This window comes from Mycobacterium sp. 852002-50816_SCH5313054-b, from assembly GCF_001667185.1.
In the GTDB taxonomy this organism is placed as follows: domain Bacteria; phylum Actinomycetota; class Actinomycetes; order Mycobacteriales; family Mycobacteriaceae; genus Mycobacterium.
In genome coordinates, this window is sequence record NZ_LZIC01000041.1 from 103,613 (window position 1) to 119,490 (window position 15,878).

20 protein-coding genes are annotated in these 15,878 nt (G+C 69.1%); 17 read left to right on the plus strand and 3 right to left on the minus strand.

Features of this window, described 5'->3' with window-relative positions; all coding sequences use genetic code 11:
- The first annotated feature begins 99 nt into the window (after window positions 1-99).
- The gene (locus A5787_RS08455) at window positions 100-1,350 is read left to right on the plus strand and encodes a S9 family peptidase (RefSeq protein ID WP_066964544.1); all 1,251 of its coding nucleotides are present in this window, start codon (window positions 100-102) and stop codon (window positions 1,348-1,350) included.
- Window positions 1,351-1,360: 10 nt separating this feature from the next.
- Window positions 1,361-2,770 (plus strand): wax ester/triacylglycerol synthase family O-acyltransferase, encoded by a 1,410-nt coding sequence (locus A5787_RS08460; RefSeq protein ID WP_066964546.1) that lies wholly within the window; start codon window positions 1,361-1,363, stop codon window positions 2,768-2,770.
- Here the strand turns inward: A5787_RS08460 and A5787_RS08465 are convergent.
- Complete coding sequence (locus A5787_RS08465; RefSeq protein WP_369829096.1) at window positions 2,767-2,973, minus strand: hypothetical protein; 207 nt, start codon at window positions 2,971-2,973, stop codon at window positions 2,767-2,769. The genes A5787_RS08460 and A5787_RS08465 overlap by 4 nt on opposite strands.
- A gap of 331 nt (window positions 2,974-3,304) precedes the next feature.
- Here A5787_RS08465 and A5787_RS08470 point away from each other — a divergent pair, with 331 nt between their 5' ends.
- From A5787_RS08470 to A5787_RS08480, 3 genes are read left to right on the plus strand one after another with little or no spacing between them, the layout of a single operon-like run.
- Entirely contained in the window at window positions 3,305-3,757 is a 453-nt protein-coding gene (locus A5787_RS08470; RefSeq protein WP_369829094.1) for a hypothetical protein, read from the plus strand.
- Between the two features lie 39 nt (window positions 3,758-3,796).
- Window positions 3,797-4,945 carry a site-2 protease family protein gene (locus A5787_RS08475; protein ID WP_066964550.1) on the plus strand — a complete coding sequence of 383 codons (1,149 nt, stop codon included), beginning with the start codon at window positions 3,797-3,799 and terminating at the stop codon, window positions 4,943-4,945.
- Window positions 4,942-5,733, plus strand: a complete 792-nt coding sequence (locus A5787_RS08480; RefSeq protein WP_066964552.1) for a universal stress protein — start codon at window positions 4,942-4,944, stop codon at window positions 5,731-5,733. The genes A5787_RS08475 and A5787_RS08480 overlap by 4 nt, the downstream gene beginning before the upstream one ends.
- A gap of 18 nt (window positions 5,734-5,751) precedes the next feature.
- Here the strand turns inward: A5787_RS08480 and A5787_RS08485 are convergent, their stop codons facing one another.
- On the minus strand, window positions 5,752-6,633 hold the full coding sequence (locus A5787_RS08485) for a universal stress protein (protein ID WP_066964554.1): 882 nt from the start codon (window positions 6,631-6,633) through the stop codon (window positions 5,752-5,754).
- Window positions 6,634-7,003: 370 nt separating this feature from the next.
- Between A5787_RS08485 and fdxA the strand changes: the two genes are divergently transcribed.
- Genes fdxA through A5787_RS08510 form a run of 5 tightly spaced genes read left to right on the plus strand, consistent with a single transcriptional unit; the run spans window position 7,004 to window position 9,781 of the window.
- Window positions 7,004-7,360, plus strand: a complete 357-nt coding sequence (fdxA, locus tag A5787_RS08490; protein WP_066964556.1) for a ferredoxin — start codon at window positions 7,004-7,006, stop codon at window positions 7,358-7,360.
- A complete protein-coding gene (locus A5787_RS08495) occupies window positions 7,357-8,034 on the plus strand; it encodes a metalloregulator ArsR/SmtB family transcription factor (protein ID WP_066964557.1) in 678 nt (225 codons plus the stop codon). Before fdxA ends, A5787_RS08495 begins: the two co-directional genes overlap by 4 nt.
- Window positions 8,031-8,456: a hypothetical protein gene (locus A5787_RS08500; protein ID WP_066964559.1), complete on the plus strand. Its 426-nt coding sequence runs from the start codon at window positions 8,031-8,033 to the stop codon at window positions 8,454-8,456. The genes A5787_RS08495 and A5787_RS08500 overlap by 4 nt, the downstream gene beginning before the upstream one ends.
- A gap of 31 nt (window positions 8,457-8,487) precedes the next feature.
- Window positions 8,488-8,835 (plus strand): cupin domain-containing protein, encoded by a 348-nt coding sequence (locus A5787_RS08505; protein WP_066964561.1) that lies wholly within the window; start codon window positions 8,488-8,490, stop codon window positions 8,833-8,835.
- A gap of 4 nt (window positions 8,836-8,839) precedes the next feature.
- Complete coding sequence (locus tag A5787_RS08510) at window positions 8,840-9,781, plus strand: nitronate monooxygenase family protein (protein ID WP_066964563.1); 942 nt, start codon at window positions 8,840-8,842, stop codon at window positions 9,779-9,781.
- A gap of 123 nt (window positions 9,782-9,904) precedes the next feature.
- On the opposite strand, the gene A5787_RS08515 is transcribed toward A5787_RS08510, so the two are convergent.
- Complete coding sequence (locus A5787_RS08515) at window positions 9,905-10,405, minus strand: DUF1990 family protein (RefSeq protein ID WP_066964669.1); 501 nt, start codon at window positions 10,403-10,405, stop codon at window positions 9,905-9,907.
- Between the two features lie 23 nt (window positions 10,406-10,428).
- Here A5787_RS08515 and A5787_RS08520 point away from each other — a divergent pair, with 23 nt between their 5' ends.
- The 7 genes from A5787_RS08520 to A5787_RS08550 all read left to right on the plus strand — a co-directional run bounded on the left by A5787_RS08520 (window position 10,429) and on the right by A5787_RS08550 (window position 15,804).
- The gene (locus tag A5787_RS08520) at window positions 10,429-11,304 is read left to right on the plus strand and encodes an aldo/keto reductase (protein WP_197506989.1); all 876 of its coding nucleotides are present in this window, start codon (window positions 10,429-10,431) and stop codon (window positions 11,302-11,304) included.
- 44 nt (window positions 11,305-11,348) lie between these two features.
- Complete coding sequence (locus A5787_RS08525) at window positions 11,349-11,972, plus strand: PaaI family thioesterase (RefSeq protein WP_369829095.1); 624 nt, start codon at window positions 11,349-11,351, stop codon at window positions 11,970-11,972.
- A gap of 69 nt (window positions 11,973-12,041) precedes the next feature.
- Entirely contained in the window at window positions 12,042-12,755 is a 714-nt protein-coding gene (locus A5787_RS08530) for a trimeric intracellular cation channel family protein (RefSeq protein ID WP_066964565.1), read from the plus strand.
- Window positions 12,756-12,774: 19 nt separating this feature from the next.
- Entirely contained in the window at window positions 12,775-14,013 is a 1,239-nt protein-coding gene (locus A5787_RS08535) for an amidohydrolase (protein WP_197506991.1), read from the plus strand.
- Window positions 14,014-14,052: 39 nt separating this feature from the next.
- Window positions 14,053-14,310, plus strand: a complete 258-nt coding sequence (locus tag A5787_RS08540) for a hypothetical protein (RefSeq protein ID WP_197506990.1) — start codon at window positions 14,053-14,055, stop codon at window positions 14,308-14,310.
- A gap of 95 nt (window positions 14,311-14,405) precedes the next feature.
- Window positions 14,406-15,107 carry an SPW repeat protein gene (locus A5787_RS26490; protein ID WP_231993895.1) on the plus strand — a complete coding sequence of 234 codons (702 nt, stop codon included), beginning with the start codon at window positions 14,406-14,408 and terminating at the stop codon, window positions 15,105-15,107.
- Between the two features lie 121 nt (window positions 15,108-15,228).
- The gene (locus A5787_RS08550; RefSeq protein ID WP_066964572.1) at window positions 15,229-15,804 is read left to right on the plus strand and encodes an NADPH-dependent FMN reductase; all 576 of its coding nucleotides are present in this window, start codon (window positions 15,229-15,231) and stop codon (window positions 15,802-15,804) included.
- The last annotated feature ends 74 nt before the right edge of the window (window positions 15,805-15,878 follow it).

The window sequence follows — 15,878 nt, forward strand, 5'->3', positions numbered from 1 at the left end:
CACGAGTGACTAAAGCCCCTGCGTATCCGATCATTTCGCGCCGGCGCCCGGGCCGTAGGTCCCTAACACGCCGGATCGGCGGGATGTTAGCGTGCCGCAATGGCCACACCCGACAGCCACGACCGGGAGGGACCGGGCGCTCCCCGCTGGAGCGCGCCGGCCGTCGACGGTCTGGGCAGGGCCGTCCAGCCGTTCGCCGGCACCGGCCAATACGTCGCACAGTCGTGGCGCGACTACCTCGGAAAGGCGTCCGGCGAACTTCCGATCGCGCGGCCCACGCTCTCCCTGGCCGCCCAGGCGTTTCGCGACGAGATCGTCCTGATGGGCCTCAAGGCGCGCCGCCCGGTCAGCCGGCCCGACGTGTTCGAGCGCATCACCCGCGAGGTGCTCGCGGCGCTGGAGTTCTACGGCAAGCGGGGATGGCTGGAGCACCCGAAGCGATTCTTCGGCACCCCGCCGCCGCTCAGCGACGTCACGGTCCGAAAAGTCAAGGGGCGCACGCGCTCCCTGTATCGCATCTCGTTCGACAGCGGGTATCTGCCGCGGCCGGGCGAACCGGGCGCGGAGCGGTGGATGAGCTACACCGCGAATGACCGTGAATACGCTCTGGTGCTCCGCCATCCGGAACCGCGGCCGTGGCTGGTGTGTGTGCACGGAACGGAAATGGGCCGGGCCGCGCTGGATCTGGCCCTGTTTCGCTCCTGGAAGCTGCACGACGAACTGGGGCTGAACGTCGTGATGCCGGTCCTGCCGATGCACGGGCCCCGGGCCCGTGGGCTGCCCAAAGCCGCGGTGTTTCCGGGCGAGGACATCCTCGACGACGTGCATGCGACCGGTCAGGCGGTGTGGGACATCCGGCGGCTGTTGTCCTGGATCCGGCTACAGGAGCCCGAGTCGCCGATCGGGTTGAACAGCCTTTCGCTGGGCGGCTACATCGCGGCGCTGGTCGCCAGCCTCGACAAGGGCCTCACCTGCGCGATTCTCGGGGTTCCGGTGGCCGACCTGGTGCAGTTGCTGGGACGCCACTCCGGTCTCGGCGCCGACGATCCCCGCCGGCGCACGATGGAACTGGCCGAGCCCATCGGCCGGATGACGTCGCCGCTGTCGCTGACCCCGCTCGTGCCGAGACCGGGCCGCTTCATCTACGCCGGCGTCGCCGACCGGGTCGTGCATCCGCGTGAGCAGGTGGTCCGCCTCTGGGAACACTGGGGCAAACCCGAGATCGTCTGGTATCCCGGCGGCCACACCGGCTTCTTCCGGTCGCGGCCCGTGCAGAACTTCGTGTGGGACGCGGTGCGGCAGTCCGGGCTGCTGGACGAGCCGCAGACGCGCCGCGAACGCCCGGCTTAGGCGCGGCGAGATGGATCCGCTGGACCCACTGGACGTGGCGATGATGGCCGCGGAGTTGGTGGCCAGCCCGATGCACGTCGGCGCCGTGCTGATCCTGTCGCCACCGGACGGGGCCGGCCCCGACTACGCCGACGCCCTGCACCGCCAGACCCTCGCCGGCAACGATGCGATCGATCCCAGGCTGTGCCGGCATCCGCACCGCGGCGTGGACACCGGCGGCGTGTGGGTCTGGCGCTACTCGGACGACCTTGACCTGAGCCGACATTGCCAGCGCAGGACGGTGTCGGGCGGGCGCAACGGATTTTGGCGGCTCATCGGCGAACTGGACGCCGAGCGGCTCGACCGGTCCCGGCCGATGTGGATGTCGTATCTGATCGACGGCCTCCCGCGTGGCCGGTTCGCGTTCTACATCAAGGTGCACCACACCGTCGTCGACGGCGTGGCCGGTTTTCAGATGATCGCCGACGCCCTGAGCACCGACCCCGAACGCCGGTCCATGCCGCCCTTCTACGCCGACCGCCGTCATGGGTCCGCACCGGAGGCGGCGGCAAGCGGGCTGGCGTCCCGCCTCACCGCGCCGGTGCGGTCGGTGCTCGGCGCGGCGACGTCGAGTGTCGGGCTCATCGGGCGGGCCGTGGCGGGCGAGATATCGAACGTCTTCGACACCCTGGTCGGGCACACCACGGTGTTGCCCTTCGAGGCGCCCTACACGCGGTTCAACGGCCGTCTGGGACCCGAGCGCGCGGTCGCGGCCGGCAGCTGGGCGAAGGACCGCATCCAGGCGGTGCAACGGGCCACGGGTGTCACCGGCAACGACGTGGTGACCGCGATGGTGGCCGGCGCGGTGCGGCGCTGGCTGATGGAGCATGGCGAACTGCCCAAACAGTCACTGGTGGGCATCTGCCCCATCACGGTGCGCGACCGTGCGTACGACGCGTCAAATGACCTGCACGGCAACATGTTCGGGCTCTGGCTGTGCCCGTTGGGCACCGACGTGGACGACCCGACGGCGCGGCTGGATCTGATCCACCGCTCGATGTCGGAAGGAAAGCGCTGGGTCGCCAAGCGCGGATCCGCGGCGTCGCTGCTGACCACCGCACCCAGCATCGCCGCGACGGTGGTTGTCCCGCTGCTGTCGTTCGCGCCGAAGGTGCGCACCGGATACAACCTGCCCATCTCGCACGTCCCCGGCCCCGGTGCCGAAATGTATTGGAACGGCGCCCATGTCGACGAAATGTATCCGGTGTCGACGGTCTTCGACGGTATGGCCTTCAATGTGACGACGTGTTCTTACGCCGACCGGATCGGGTTCGGCTATGTCGCGGGCGCCGAGCTGATGCCCGACATCGACACCCTGATCCCACTCACCGAGGAGTGCCTGACCGAGCTGGAATCCGCCGTGGGTGTGCGCGGGTCCTAGGAGCTCGCCGCGGCGCTTACCTGAACCATGATGCGCTCCAGCACGATCACGGACAGGTCGCCATCGTCGGCCACCCGGGCAAGGCCCCGCCGCCGCAGGAAGGTGTCCAGGCGCCGATCGGGCGACCAGTCGGCATAAATGGGGCCGAGGTAGCGCGAGAGCAGAAATTCCCGCGCGAGAGTCTCCACGTCAGTATCGGTCAATAACAACGGTGGGTTGGGACCCATAACCGTCATACTCCTTTGTTCAGCCGCAACCGCCGCAGCCAAGTTACGTCAGACGAGGTCATTATTCCGTCACGCGCAGATTGCGGATAGGGCCCAAAGTCCTCGATAGCGCGCAGGGCACATTGGCGTCGGCGCAAGGACCATTGACTCTGTCGGACGGCGCGGCCGCCGACCCAGACTGGCCTCATGGCCAACGCGACGAGACGGATCACCGAGACCGCCGCGCTGACGGGGTTGCTCTATGCCGCGCGGCGGTATTACCGCAATTGGGGCGCGACCAACCCGGCCGTTCAGACAACCGAGGCGGTTGTACATCGACGCGCCGGTATCCGCGGTCTGGTCCGAACTGCTGCAGACGGGCCGGCGCCGCCGCGACGCCGATTCCCACCCGGGGTCGCCGCCACTTGCGGTCGGGGACGTGGTGCGCGTGGCGCCCGAGGGCTGGATGGGCCTCCCCGACGGGGTGACGTTGACTGTCGCCGAGCTCGTCGCCGAAAAGTACGTGGCGCTCAACGCCACGCTTGCGGATGGGCGCTGGAATGCGGTGTGGTCCTTCCATATTCAGCCGCACTGGGAAGACCGGGTGCGGCTCCTCACCCGCGTCAGGATCGCCCTGCGCCACCCCGGCGAGGTGTTCGCCATGGAACTGCTCAGGCCGGTGATCGCCCTGGGCACACGAGCTTTGCTGTTGGGCGTCAAGCACCGGGTCGAGCGGGCCGCGATAGCAACGCCGACGCGGTCCGCCGTTGAACTCGGCTAACCGAAACCCTTTCCCGTCAACGACTTTGGAGGTCAAAAAGTGCGCGATGCGATCCCGCTGGGGCGGGTCGCCGGTTTCCCGGTGAAGGTGCACTGGAGCGTGCTGGTCATCCTGTGGCTATTCACCTGGAGCCTGGCGAGCACGCTGCCGAGCACCGTCAAAGGGTATTCCATCGTGGCCTATTGGCTGGCCGGAGTGTGTGGCGCGTCGGTGCTGCTGGCGTCGCTGATGGCACACGAGCTCGCGCACGCGGTCGCCGCCCGGCGCGCGGGGGTGGCCGTGGACAGTGTGACGCTCTGGTTGTTCGGTGGGGTGACCAGTCTCGGCGGCGAGGCGAAGACACCGAAAGCGGCCTTCCGGATTGCGATCGCGGGCCCCGCCACCAGCCTGGCGCTGGCGGCGACGTTCGGCGGGCTGGTCGCGGCGCTGCGCAGCGTGGGGGCCGCGCCCGTCGTCGTCGGGGTCGCCTCGTGGCTGGCGGCCGTCAATCTGCTCCTGGGCCTGTTCAACCTGTTGCCGGGCGCCCCGCTGGACGGCGGCCGCGTCTTGCGGGCGTATCTGTGGCGCAGGCACGGCGACATCGTTCGTGCCGGGATCGGCGCGGCGCATGCCGGCCGGATCGTCGCCTTCGTCCTGATCGCATTGGGGTTGGCCGAGTTCGTCGCGGGTGGCCTCGTCGGCGGCGTGTGGCTGGCGTTCATCGGCTGGTTCATCTTCGCCGCCAGTCGCGAGGAAGAGACACGGATAACCACCCGGCAGCTTTTCGCCGGGGTGCGCGTCTCGGACGCCATGACCGCCCAACCCCACTCCGCTCCCGGATGGATCACCGTCGACGACTTCATCCAGCGTTATGTGCTGGGGGACCGCCACTCGGCGTATCCGGTGGCCGACCCGAACGGGTCGATCGTCGGGCTGGTCACGCTGAGCCAGCTGCGCGACGTTGCACCGGCCCGACGCGGCACCACCCGAGTGGTCGACATCGCCCTGCCGCTGGACGCGGTGCCGAGCGCGGCGCCGCGGGAGCCGCTGCCGGCGCTGCTCGAGCGGATGGCGCCGGTCGGCCCCCGCAGCCGCGCGTTGGTGATCGACGGCGGCGACGTGGTCGGCATCGTCACGCCCAGCGATCTCACCCGGCTGATGGATGTCTACCGGCTCGCCCAGCCGGGACCCGCAGTGGCGGGCTTATGAAACCGATCATTGTGGGCATAGATGGCTCGCCGGCGGCGATCGCGGCCGCGCTGTGGTGCGCCGACGAGGCCATCAGCCGCGGCGCGCCGGTGCGCCTCGTCGCGGTCATGAAACTGACACACCCGTCCACGGACGACTACGCCCGCGACCTCGCGCACGCCGAGAAGGCGCTGTGCGAGGCGGGATCAGCGATCGAAGCCAGCCGCAATACGGTCACCGTCGAAACCGACATCCTGCGTGGTCCGGCTGGGCCGCTGCTGGTGGAGGCATCCTGGAATGCCGAGATGATCTGCATCGGGTCCGTCGGGATCGGGCGCTACGCCCGCGCGATCCTGGGTTCGACGGCAACCGAACTCGCCGAGAAGGCGCATTGCCCGGTGGCGGTGCTGCGCACCGATGTCGAGCAGGCACCCCCCGACATCAACTGGATCGTAGTCCGGATGACCGACGCACCGGGCAACGACGTCGTCGTCAAATACGCTGTGGCGGAGGCGAAATTGCGCCGGGCACCCATGCTCGTGCTCGGCGGGCCGCCGGAGGAGCTCGGCGATCACGCCGACGGGGAGTTCGAACGGCGTGTGCAGGATTGGCGGCGGCGCCATCCCGAGGTGCGTGTCTATCCGATCACCACGAAGGACGCGATCGCCGGTTTCCTGGCCGCCAATGACGAGCGAGTGCAGCTCGCGGTGATCGGCGGCGACGAGGCCGGCCAGCTGGCGCGGCTCGTCGGCCCGTCCGGGCATCCGCTTTTCCGCCATCCCGAATGCTCGGTCCTCGTCGTCCGCTAGTCCGCACCAAAGGGAAAGCTAGGCGAGCGCCTCGCGCGCCACGATGACCGGCGCCGGTGCCAGTTGGGCGACGGTTTCGCCGACCGAGCCCACCAGCATGCCGGCGAATCCGCCCCGGCCCGTGCTGCCCACCACGACCAGCTGAGCCTCTTTGGATGCCTCGACAAGCCGGCGCGCCGGCTGAGCCTGCGCGACGACGCGCGTCACCTGCACGTCGGGATACCGTTCCTGCCAACCCGCCAACCGCTCGGCCAGCACCTCCTCGGCCATGGATCGTGTTGCGGGCCAATCGATACCCGGCCATTCCGATACGTCCAGGTCGCTCCACGCGTGCACCGCCACCAGGCCGACGCGACGCCTCGAGGCCTCATCGAAGGCGATCGCGGTGCCCACCTCGGACGCCGGCGAGCCGTCGATGCCGACCAACACCGGCGACTGACTGGCCGCAAAGATCGACGGGTCCTCCTCATGGACGATCGCGACCGGGCACTGCGCGTGACGTAGCAGGGCCGAACTGACCGAGCCGAGCAACCGCCCGGGCCACCGCCCACTGCCCTGCGCCCCCATCACCACCATCTGCGCCTCTTTGGACTTCTCGATCAGGGTGGGAGCGGCGGTCGCCGCCAGGATTTCGGTGTTCACCACGGCGGGGCCGCCGGGCGCGGTCGCCTCCTCGACGACCTTGAGCGCGCCGTCGATGAGTCGGCGCCCGTGATCCTGCTGCCAGCGCAGCACGCCGGCCGGCACGGGCGTCCGCAGCCACGTCGAAACCTCCGGGGAAATGGCGTAAACGAGTGTGAGCGGGATGTTTCGCAGCTCGGCCTCGCGGGCCGCCCACTGCACCGCAACCCTCGCTGCCGGTGAGTCGTCGATGCCCACGACGATTCCCATAGCTGCCATGACGTGTCCTCAATTTTTCGCAAATCCGTTGGCCCGTTGCCTTTCATGCACGACGGTATTGAGGTGGACGCGTTCCGGTCAGAGGCGTTTGTCACCAGCCGGACGGGCGGAAGACCCGGTACGCGCCGCGGGCTTGCGGGCGACGCGGCGTCCTCGGCCCGTCGGACGCGCCATCAGACCGCTTGCCGCGCGGAGGTTTTCGCCGAAGGCTCCAGGACGAGCGCTTGGCGCCGCCGGTGCACGGTGAGGTAGCGCAGGCCGACGGGTGCGTGTCCGGCGTGCGCAGCTCGCGCACGTCAAGTTCGTTGTCTGGCACCGGTTCTCCGCAACGGCCTGGTTTTTACAACTTGAGTTGTGTAAACTGTGGCGCATGACATACGTGATCGGAAAGCCGTGCATCGACGTGATGGACCGGGCCTGCGTCGAGGAGTGCCCGGTGGACTGCATCTACGAGGGCGGTCGGACGCTGTACATCCACCCCGACGAATGCGTGGACTGCGGCGCATGCGAGCCGGTGTGCCCGGTGGAGGCGATTTACTACGAGGACGACCTCCCCGAGGCGCTCAGACCGTACCTGGCCGATAATGAGGCGTTCTTCACCGAAGTGCTGCCCGGCCGGGACGAGCCGCTGGGGTCGCCGGGCGGGGCGGCCAAGGTCGGCGCCCTCGGCGTCGACACACCGCTGGTCGCCGCCCAGCCCAGGGTCGGCGAGACCAAAGGAGCGTGAGCGGGATTACGTCAGCCGGAGAACCTACGGGTCACCGCCGCCGCGAGGTGCTGCGGTTATTGCGGTCGTCGCCGGGCCCGATGAGCATCGTCGCGATCGCCGAGCAACTCGGCGTGCATCCCAACACCGTGCGTTTCCACCTCGACAGCCTGGTCGCCGACGGGCGGGTGGAGCAGGTCGAGCACGGCCGCAGGGGGCCCGGGCGGCCGCCGTTGATGTTCGCCGCGGTCCGGCAGATGGACCGCGGCGGCACGCGCCACTACCGACTCCTGGCCCAGATCCTGACCGAGGCGCTGGCCGCCGACCGCGATCCGCGCGGCAAGGCGATGGCCGCCGGTCGGGCGTGGGGACGCAACCTGGGATCGGCCCCGGAGCCGGCGGCGCAGGCCACCAGCGCCGAGGAAGCCATCGACCACCTGGTCGGGGTGCTCGACGAGCTGGGATTCGCCCCGGAGCGCCGGACGTCGGACGGGCGGCAACTGGTCGGCCTGCGACACTGCCCGTTCTTGGAACTGGCCGAGACCCGCGGCGCGGTCGTGTGCCCCGTCCACCTCGGGCTGATGCAGGGCGCGCTGGAGACGATGGCGGCGCCGGTTTCCGTCGACCGGCTCGACGCGTTCGTCGAACCGGACCTGTGCCTGGCGCACCTCAACCCGGTCGGGGCCGGCAGGTGAGCACGGGACCGGCGATCGCCGTCGCGGTCACCTTCGTCTGGCTCGGCATGGTGCTGGCCATTTCGTTCCTGGAGGCCCCGCTGAAGTTCCGCGCGCCCAACGTGACGCCGCAGATCGGACTCGGCATCGGGCGCTTGGTCTTTCGCGCGCTCAACACCGTCGAGGTGGCCTTCGCCCTCGTCATCGTCGCCATCGCGGTGGCGGGGCCCACGCCGCCGCGGATCGCAGTGGCGTTTGGCGTGGCCATCGCCGCGCTGGCCATCCAGTTGGTCGCGGTGCGCCCGCGGCTGACCCGCCGCTCCGACCAGGTGCTCGCAGGGTCGGAGGGACCGCGGTCCCATGCCCACTACGTCTATGTCGGCTTCGAGGCGGTCAAAGCCGTGGCCCTGCTCGTGGCGGGGATACTGCTATTGACCGCCTGAGTGCAAGCTCTCACGACCGAAGGGGCCGATTATGGAATCCATCTCGTTGACCGCGCTCGCCTCCGAAAAGCTGGCGGAGGCGGGGAAGTCGCACAGCGGCCGCGCCGCGCACACCATCCACGGCGGCCACACCCACGAGCTACGGCAGACCGTGCTGGCCCTGCTCGCCGACCATGACCTCTCCGAGCACGACAGCCCCGGCGAGGCGACGCTGCAGGTGTTGCAGGGCCACGTGCGCCTGACCGCCGGCGGCGACGCCTGGGAGGGCAAGGCCGGCGACTACGTCGCGATCCCGGCGGAACGGCACGCCCTGCACGCGGTCGAGGACTCGGTGGTGATGCTGACGGTGCTGAAGAGCCAGCCCGGGGCGGCCCACTAGCCCGATGCTGTCCACGCCCTGGTCGAGGAGTTTCGGGCTGCGGGTGCCGATCGTCAACGCCCCGATGGGCGGGGTCGCCGGCGGCCGGCTGGCCGCCGCGGTCACCGCCGCGGGTGGGCTGGGCATGGTCGGCATGGGCAGCGACGGCAGCCGCGAGTTGCTGCGGGCCCAGCTGCCGCACGTGCGCGGCAGGTTCGGGATCGGCCTGGTGGACTGGGTGATGCGCAACGAGGAGGGCCTGCTCGAGGACGCGCTGGCCGCCGGGCCCGCGCTGCTGTCGGTCAGTTTCGGCACCGACTGGTCGTGGGTCGCGAAGGCGCATGACGCCGGAATCCCCACCGTCACACAGATTTACGACGGCCCGGGCGCCCGTCGCGCCGTCGACGCGGGCGTCGATGTCCTGGTCGCGCGGGGCGCGGAGGGCGGCGGGCACGGCGAGGTCAGGCTCGGCACGCTGCCGTTGCTCGACACCGTGTTGGATGCGGTGTCCGTGCCGGTGCTCGCCGGCGGCGGGATTGCCTCGCCGCGCAGCCTGGCCGCCGTGCTGGCCGCCGGCGCGAGCGGGGCGTGGGTCGGCACCCGCCTGGCGGCCTGCCCGGAGGCCCTGACCGGCGCCGGCAGCCGCCGGGCGTTGATCGCCGCCCGGGCCACCGACACGGCGATCACCCGCGTCTTCGACGTCGCCAAGGGGCTGCCCTGGCCGGCCCGGTTCCCGTCGCGGGTGCTGGCCAACGACTTCGTGGCGCGCTGGACGGGACACGAGGACGCACTCGATCCGCCCGCGCGCGACGAGCTCTCGGCCGCGATCGCCGCCGACGATCGCCGCGTCGCCCCGGTCGACGCGGGCGAGGGCGTCGGGATGATCCGCGACGACGCGTCCGTGGGGGAGGTCATCGAGCAGATGTGCGCGGGCGCAGAGCGTTTGCTGGCCAGCTGGGGATCTTAGCGCCACGCCTGCGGGGCTGGGCCGCCTCGCCGACACATAAACCGTTGCGAGCCTGCCCGGCGCGTCTTCGCAGTGCTTTACGTGTCGCGGGCTCGGCCGCCGATCGTGGAAGGATCGTCGAACTTACACCGCCCGCAGGTAGCGCCGGGCGATGACGCGCTGGGCCGCCCTGACCAGCGGCCCACCGGCCTTGCTCCACCAGGCCGCGGGCCTGGAGAACGCCGACACCTCCGCGTACACCGCGGAGGTGTTCGGGTCGCGGCGCACGACGAAGCGCTCCTCGCCGGACTCCGGGTGCCCCGGCAGGGTGCCGTAGGCGAAGCCGCGCATGTCGGGTTCGTCGACGACGTACACCACGCGACAGGGCGCGGGCAGAAAGCCCATCCGCACCACCAACACCGCGTCGACGACGGCGACCTCGGAGCTGGCCTGCACGCGCAGCCCGGATCCGCGCTGCATGCCCCAGCGCATGACCGCGTCCGCGGCCTGCTCGAAACGCTCTTGGCAGCTGCCGATTTGGCGCTCCACATGCTGATGGTCGTAGCCGGCGGGCAGCTCGCCGTTCGCGGTCGCGCCCACCTCCCGGTAGGTCAGCGGAAGCTCTTCGAGTGCTGCTAGGTCCACGTGTTCAGCGTACGGTCGTGAGAGTGACCACTCAGACTGTTGCCCAAGCATCCGGCACGTTCACCCTCGGCGGCGACCTGACCGTCCACCGGCTCGGCTTCGGCGCCATGCGCATCACCGGCAAGGGCGTGTGGGGCCCGCCCGCCGACCGCGCCGAATGCGTGCGGGTCCTGCGGCGCGCCGTCGAACTCGGCGTCAATTTCATCGACACCGCGGACTCCTACGGCCCCTACGTCTCCGAGGAGATCATCCACGAGGCGCTGCACCCCTACGACGGCCTGGTGATCGCGACCAAGGCGGGGCTGCTGCGCACCGGCCCGGACGTCTGGGTCCCGCTGGGCAATCCCGCCTACCTGCGCCAGGAATGCGAGATGAGCCTGCGCCGCCTCGGTGTCGACACCATCGACCTGTTCCAGCTGCACCGCATCGACCGCGACTACCCGCTGGCCGACCAGGTGGGGGAGCTGCAGACGCTGAAGAACGAGGGCAAGATCCGCCACATCGGGCTGTCCGAGATCGACGTCGACCAGCTCACCGCGGCGCAGCAGGTCACCGAGATCGTGTCAGTGCAGAACATGTACAACCTGGCGTCGCGGGCGGCCGAACCACTGCTGGACGTCGCGACCAGCCAGGGAATCGGCTTCATTCCGTGGTTCCCGCTGGCCGCCGGCCCGCTGGCCGCGCCGGACGGCCCGCTGCAGCGCATCGCCGCCGACCACGACGCGACGCCGTCGCAGCTGGCGCTGGCGTGGCTGCTGAAGCGCTCGCCCGTGATGCTGCCGATCCCCGGCACGTCCAGCGTCGCGCACCTGGAGGAGAACGTCGCCGCCGCCGAGATCACGCTGAGCGACGAGGAGTTCGAGACCCTGGCGACCGCGGGGGCTCAGCAGACGGTCTAAGGCCCCGAGACCGCCTCGCTGGCCGGGGGCAATACGGTGTGCTGGTGGCCGGCGACCATCACAGACACCCTGGCGGCGGATTCAACCCGCCCGAACCGACCACCAAGGGCGGCCCCGACTACGGCCGGTTCGTCGACGCCGTGCGCAGACTGCAGGACCACGCCCGCGCCGTCGACGCTCCAGACGAGGTGATCACCGAGGCCGCGGATCGGTTGGAGAAGCTTTCGGCGTTGCTGACCCCCTTCGACACCGACGAATGGGAGTCGCCGTCCGGGCGCCGGATGGATTTGCCCATGCGCGGCAACATCCTGAGCATCCCGATGAAGGCGAGCAAGGGCGAGGACGGCCGCATCCACGGCTGGGCGCGCTTCGCCCGCTTTCACCTGGGCCGCAACGGCGCGGTGCACGGCGGCGCCCTGGGGATGCTGTTCGATTCCGTGCTCGGGTTGACGTCCTCGGTGATCACCGGGGGCCCCCGCCAGCGCACCGCCTACCTCAAGATCAACTACCGCCACATCGTGCCGATCGAGAAGGAATTGCAGTTCGAGGCCGGCATCGACCGGGTGGACGGGCGCAAGATCTTCGTGTCGGGCCGGCTGAGCGACGGCGACACCCTGCTGACCGAGGCCGACGCGTTGTTCGTGCGGCTCAAGCCCGGCCAGCCCTGAGGGCGCCCGGCACCAGTCCGCGCGGTACCCGTGACTTGACCTAGGCAATGCGGCGAAGGGGTTTTCAGTGTGGCGCTCGCGGACATGACAATGACGGATTTGTTCCGAGCGGTGGACCTGACTGGTGTGTTCGGTAACGCTCTGCTGGGCGGTGTGGTCGCCCGCAAGGAGAAGCTGGACCCCGTCGGGTTCGGCGCGCTCGCCGTGTTGTCGGGGCTAGGTGGCGGCATGATCCGCGACACTCTGCTGCAGCGTGGCACCCCGGTTGCGCTTACCGACTACGCGTATCTCTTGACGGCATTGGCGGGAGCGGCGATCGCGTTCGCCTTCCGCGTCGAGGGCCGAGTCTGGAATTGGTTGTGGCCGATTGTGGACGCGTTGGCGTTGGGATGCTGGGCGGCGGCCGGTGCACACAAGACGCTCGCCGTGGGCCTCGGCTGGCTGGCTGCGCTGCTGCTGGGCACGATATCGGCGGTGGGCGGGGGCGCAACGCGAGACATTGTCATGCGTCGCGTGCCGGGAATCTTCGGCGGCAACACGTTGTATGCCACGTGTGCGCTCGCCGCGAGCGGCGTGCTGGTGTTTTTCAACTACCGAAACCATCCGACCCCGGGGCTGTTGGTGGGCGCACTGAGCGGGACAGTGCTGTGCTGGCTTGCGCAGTGGCGTGGCTGGATGTTGCCGGCCGCCGACGCCTGGTCTCCGGCAACACCTTTCTCGCGGCGCAGGTCTCGCAAAGGTGTGCGCACGACCCGGAACGGGAAGGGCTTGACGGATGAATAGCGATTCACCTTGCGCACTTGTGCTTGCCGGCCTGGCCGAAACCCGTGAGTGGCAGGAGGACTTTTACCGAAACCTCCATCAGCATCCGGAACTGTCGCACCAGGAACACGTCACGGCGGCAGCGGTGAGCGAACGGCTACGCGGCTTCGGCTACGACGTCCACGAGGGCATCGGCGGTACCGGCGTCGTCGGGATCCTGCGCAACGGCGATGGTTCTTCGGTGTTGTTGCGCGCCGACATGGACGCGCTGCCGGTGCAGGAAAACACCGGCCTCCCGTATGCCAGCGCAGTCATCGCCACCGATACGGACGGTAACGAGGTGCCGGTGATGCACGCCTGCGGGCACGACGTTCACGTGGCCTGCCTGCTCGGCGCGGCCGCGCTGCTCGCCGACGCGCGCGCACAGTGGCAGGGCACCGCGATCGCGTTGTTTCAGCCCGCAGAGGAAGTCGGTGACGGCGCACGCGGCATGGTCGACGACGAACTCGCGAGACTGGTCGGCCACGTCGACGTCGCGCTCGCCCAACACGTCCTGCCCTTTCCGGCCGGTCAGGTCCGCACGCGACCCGGGCCCGTCCTGACGACCGCGGACAGTATGCGAGTCACCGTGTACGGCCGCGGCGGACACGGCTCGATGCCCCAGGCGACCGTCGACCCCGTGGTGCTCGCAGCCATGATCGTGATCCGGTTGCAGACCGTCGTCTCCCGCGAGGTCGCGCCGACCGATCCCGCGGTGCTGACGATCGGGAGGATCGAGTCGGGCGCCAAGAGCAACGTGATCGGCGACCGCGCTGTGCTCGAACTAAACGTACGTACTTACCGCGAGCACACCCACGACAAGATCCTCGCCGCGATCCGGCGCATCGTCACCGCCGAATGCCGGGCGTCGGGATCCCCGAAAGATCCCGACTTCGAATTTTTCGACCACTACCCGGCGACCATCAATGATTCGACGGTCACCGAGCGGCTGCGCGCCGCGTTCGACGATCGTTTCGGCGACCGGTCATGCGATCTACCGCTGCAGACCGCGAGCGAAGACTTCAGCGACATTGCCAACGCCCTCAACACGCCCTACAGCTATTGGGGCATCGGTGGAACCGATCCCGGCGCCTATCACGAAGCCGAATCGGCGGGCCGGGTCAGCGAGGACATCCCGGTCAACCATGCGCCAACGTTCGCGCCCGTCATTCAGCCCACTCTCGACACCGGTACCGAAGCGCTGGCAGTCGCGGCGCTGGCGTGGCTGGCAAAACCGTAAAGCCGTTGGAACGTAGCCGCTTTCACGGAGGAGTGAGAAATGCCAGATGATGCACGGCCGGACTCGCGGGCGACCGCCCCCGCCGGGGTCGACGCAATGCCGGCCGCGTTCATCGGACATGGCTTCACCGAGACCCTCGCCATCGAACTGGGCGGTGATGGCATCCGGGCCAATGCGATCGCGCCCGGCGCGGTCGCGGGCGAGCGCGTCCACCGTGTCCTGCTCGCCTCGGATGCCGCGAAATCCATCTCGGGACAAACGATCTCCATCGACGGAGACTCCCAGGCCGCGGAGTAGAGACGCACAGGTGTGGGTACTCGCTTCAGATGTCTGTAGCTCCGGATAGAGCATGGATCGGTTGGTCCGCGATAGCACTTGGTGTCTGCGCGGTCGTGGCCGCGTTCGCGTCCAGCTCGACGCGGGTCGGGGAGGGCTTCGCATTCGGCTTCGGCGCGTTTATCGCCTTCTTCGGGGTGCTGGCCTTAGTCGCCCGCAACCGCACACCCGACCACTGGGGCCTGCTCGTCGTCGGCCTGGCCATGGTCGTCGTCCCGTTCTTGGGGAACGGCTACAACGCCGACGTCGGCGCCTCCTGGACGTGCTGGGTTGCCGGCGGCGTAGCCATGGTCCTTGGCGCCATCGGCTGGCTGGGCGACAAGGCGGCAACCGGGGATCGCATCAATGAGTTGGGCGTCGGCCAGGCACTGCGCAGTGCGCTGAGCTTTTGGATCGGGCGGGCGGCGCTTCTCGTGGGCCTCGCCACCGTCCTGCTGGGCATCGCGGCGCACACGACCGTCGCCGGAAGCGGCGTCACGATCGGCCTAGGGGTGCTGGCGGGCGTGTGCGCCGTCTTGTCGCTGCTCGCCGTCGATCCCACCCACGACTTCTTGACGCTGGCTTGCACGGGTTTCGCCCTGTTCCTATCGCCATGGGTTGCGGGGTTCGCCGGGGACGGCGCAGGGTGGACGGCGTGGGTCGCGGGTGCCGTCCTCACGGCACTCGGTGTAATCGGGTACGTGCGTGGCGAGCGCCTGGACTTCGCCGCTACCGTGCACGACGACGCTGTAGCCCGGTACGGGCAACGATTCCGCTGATCGGCCGCCGGCCCAGTGCTCGGGCGCAACCAAGAAAGGGCTTGCTAGCCACGGGGTAGCAGAGGACGGTTGAGTGTGCGCCGAATTCGCGCGAGTCAACGGAGCCTGAAGTGGTGATGCTGTGAGCAGCTACCGGGTCGGCTACATCATCGGCAGCCTGTCGGAGGAGTCCATCAACCGGCTGTTGGCCAAGGCATTGATCCGCTTGGCCCCAGACAGTCTGGATTTCGTCGAGATTTCGATACGGGATCTCCCGGTGTACAACCGGGACTTCGACACCGACTATCCCCCGGCCGGGCGGACGCTCAAGGAGTCCATCGGCGCGGTTGACGCGTTGCTATTCGTGACGCCGGAGTACAACCGCAGTATCCCGGGAGGCTTGAAAAACGCCATCGACTGGGCAAGCCGCCCCTGGGGGACCAATTCGTTTTCGCGTAAGCCGTCGGCAGTCATTGGCGCCTCGCCGGGCAAAATCGGCACCGCGGTGGGCCAGCAACACTTGCGCAGCGTGCTGGGCTATTGCGATTCCCCACAGATGAGTTCCCCCGAGGCCTACATCCAGTTCACGGCCAACCTGATAACCAATACGGGGGAGGTCACCAACGAAAACACGGAACAGTTTTTGCGCAACTTCATGTACGCGTTTGCGGACTTCATCACCCATGTGTTGACGGTGCCGCCGGCGGAGGATGACTGAGCAAATTACCGTGGATGCGGCTCCACGCGGTGGGCACTAGGCACGGCAATCGCGGTATCGGCAATCCGCGTCGG

Excerpts from the sequence above, each read along its gene's own strand:
- A5787_RS08455 (WP_066964544.1), top strand. The coding sequence starts at position 100 with ATGGCCACACCCGACAGCCACGACCGGGAGGGACCGGGCGCTCCCCGC.
- A5787_RS08460 (WP_066964546.1), top strand. The coding sequence starts at position 1,361 with ATGGATCCGCTGGACCCACTGGACGTGGCGATGATGGCCGCGGAGTTG.
- A5787_RS08480 (WP_066964552.1), top strand. The coding sequence starts at position 4,942 with ATGAAACCGATCATTGTGGGCATAGATGGCTCGCCGGCGGCGATCGCG.
- A5787_RS08485 (WP_066964554.1), bottom strand. The coding sequence starts at position 6,633 with ATGGCAGCTATGGGAATCGTCGTGGGCATCGACGACTCACCGGCAGCG.
- fdxA (WP_066964556.1), top strand. The coding sequence starts at position 7,004 with ATGACATACGTGATCGGAAAGCCGTGCATCGACGTGATGGACCGGGCC.
- A5787_RS08505 (WP_066964561.1), top strand. The coding sequence starts at position 8,488 with ATGGAATCCATCTCGTTGACCGCGCTCGCCTCCGAAAAGCTGGCGGAG.
- A5787_RS08510 (WP_066964563.1), top strand. The coding sequence starts at position 8,840 with ATGCTGTCCACGCCCTGGTCGAGGAGTTTCGGGCTGCGGGTGCCGATC.
- A5787_RS08540 (WP_197506990.1), top strand. The coding sequence starts at position 14,053 with ATGCCAGATGATGCACGGCCGGACTCGCGGGCGACCGCCCCCGCCGGG.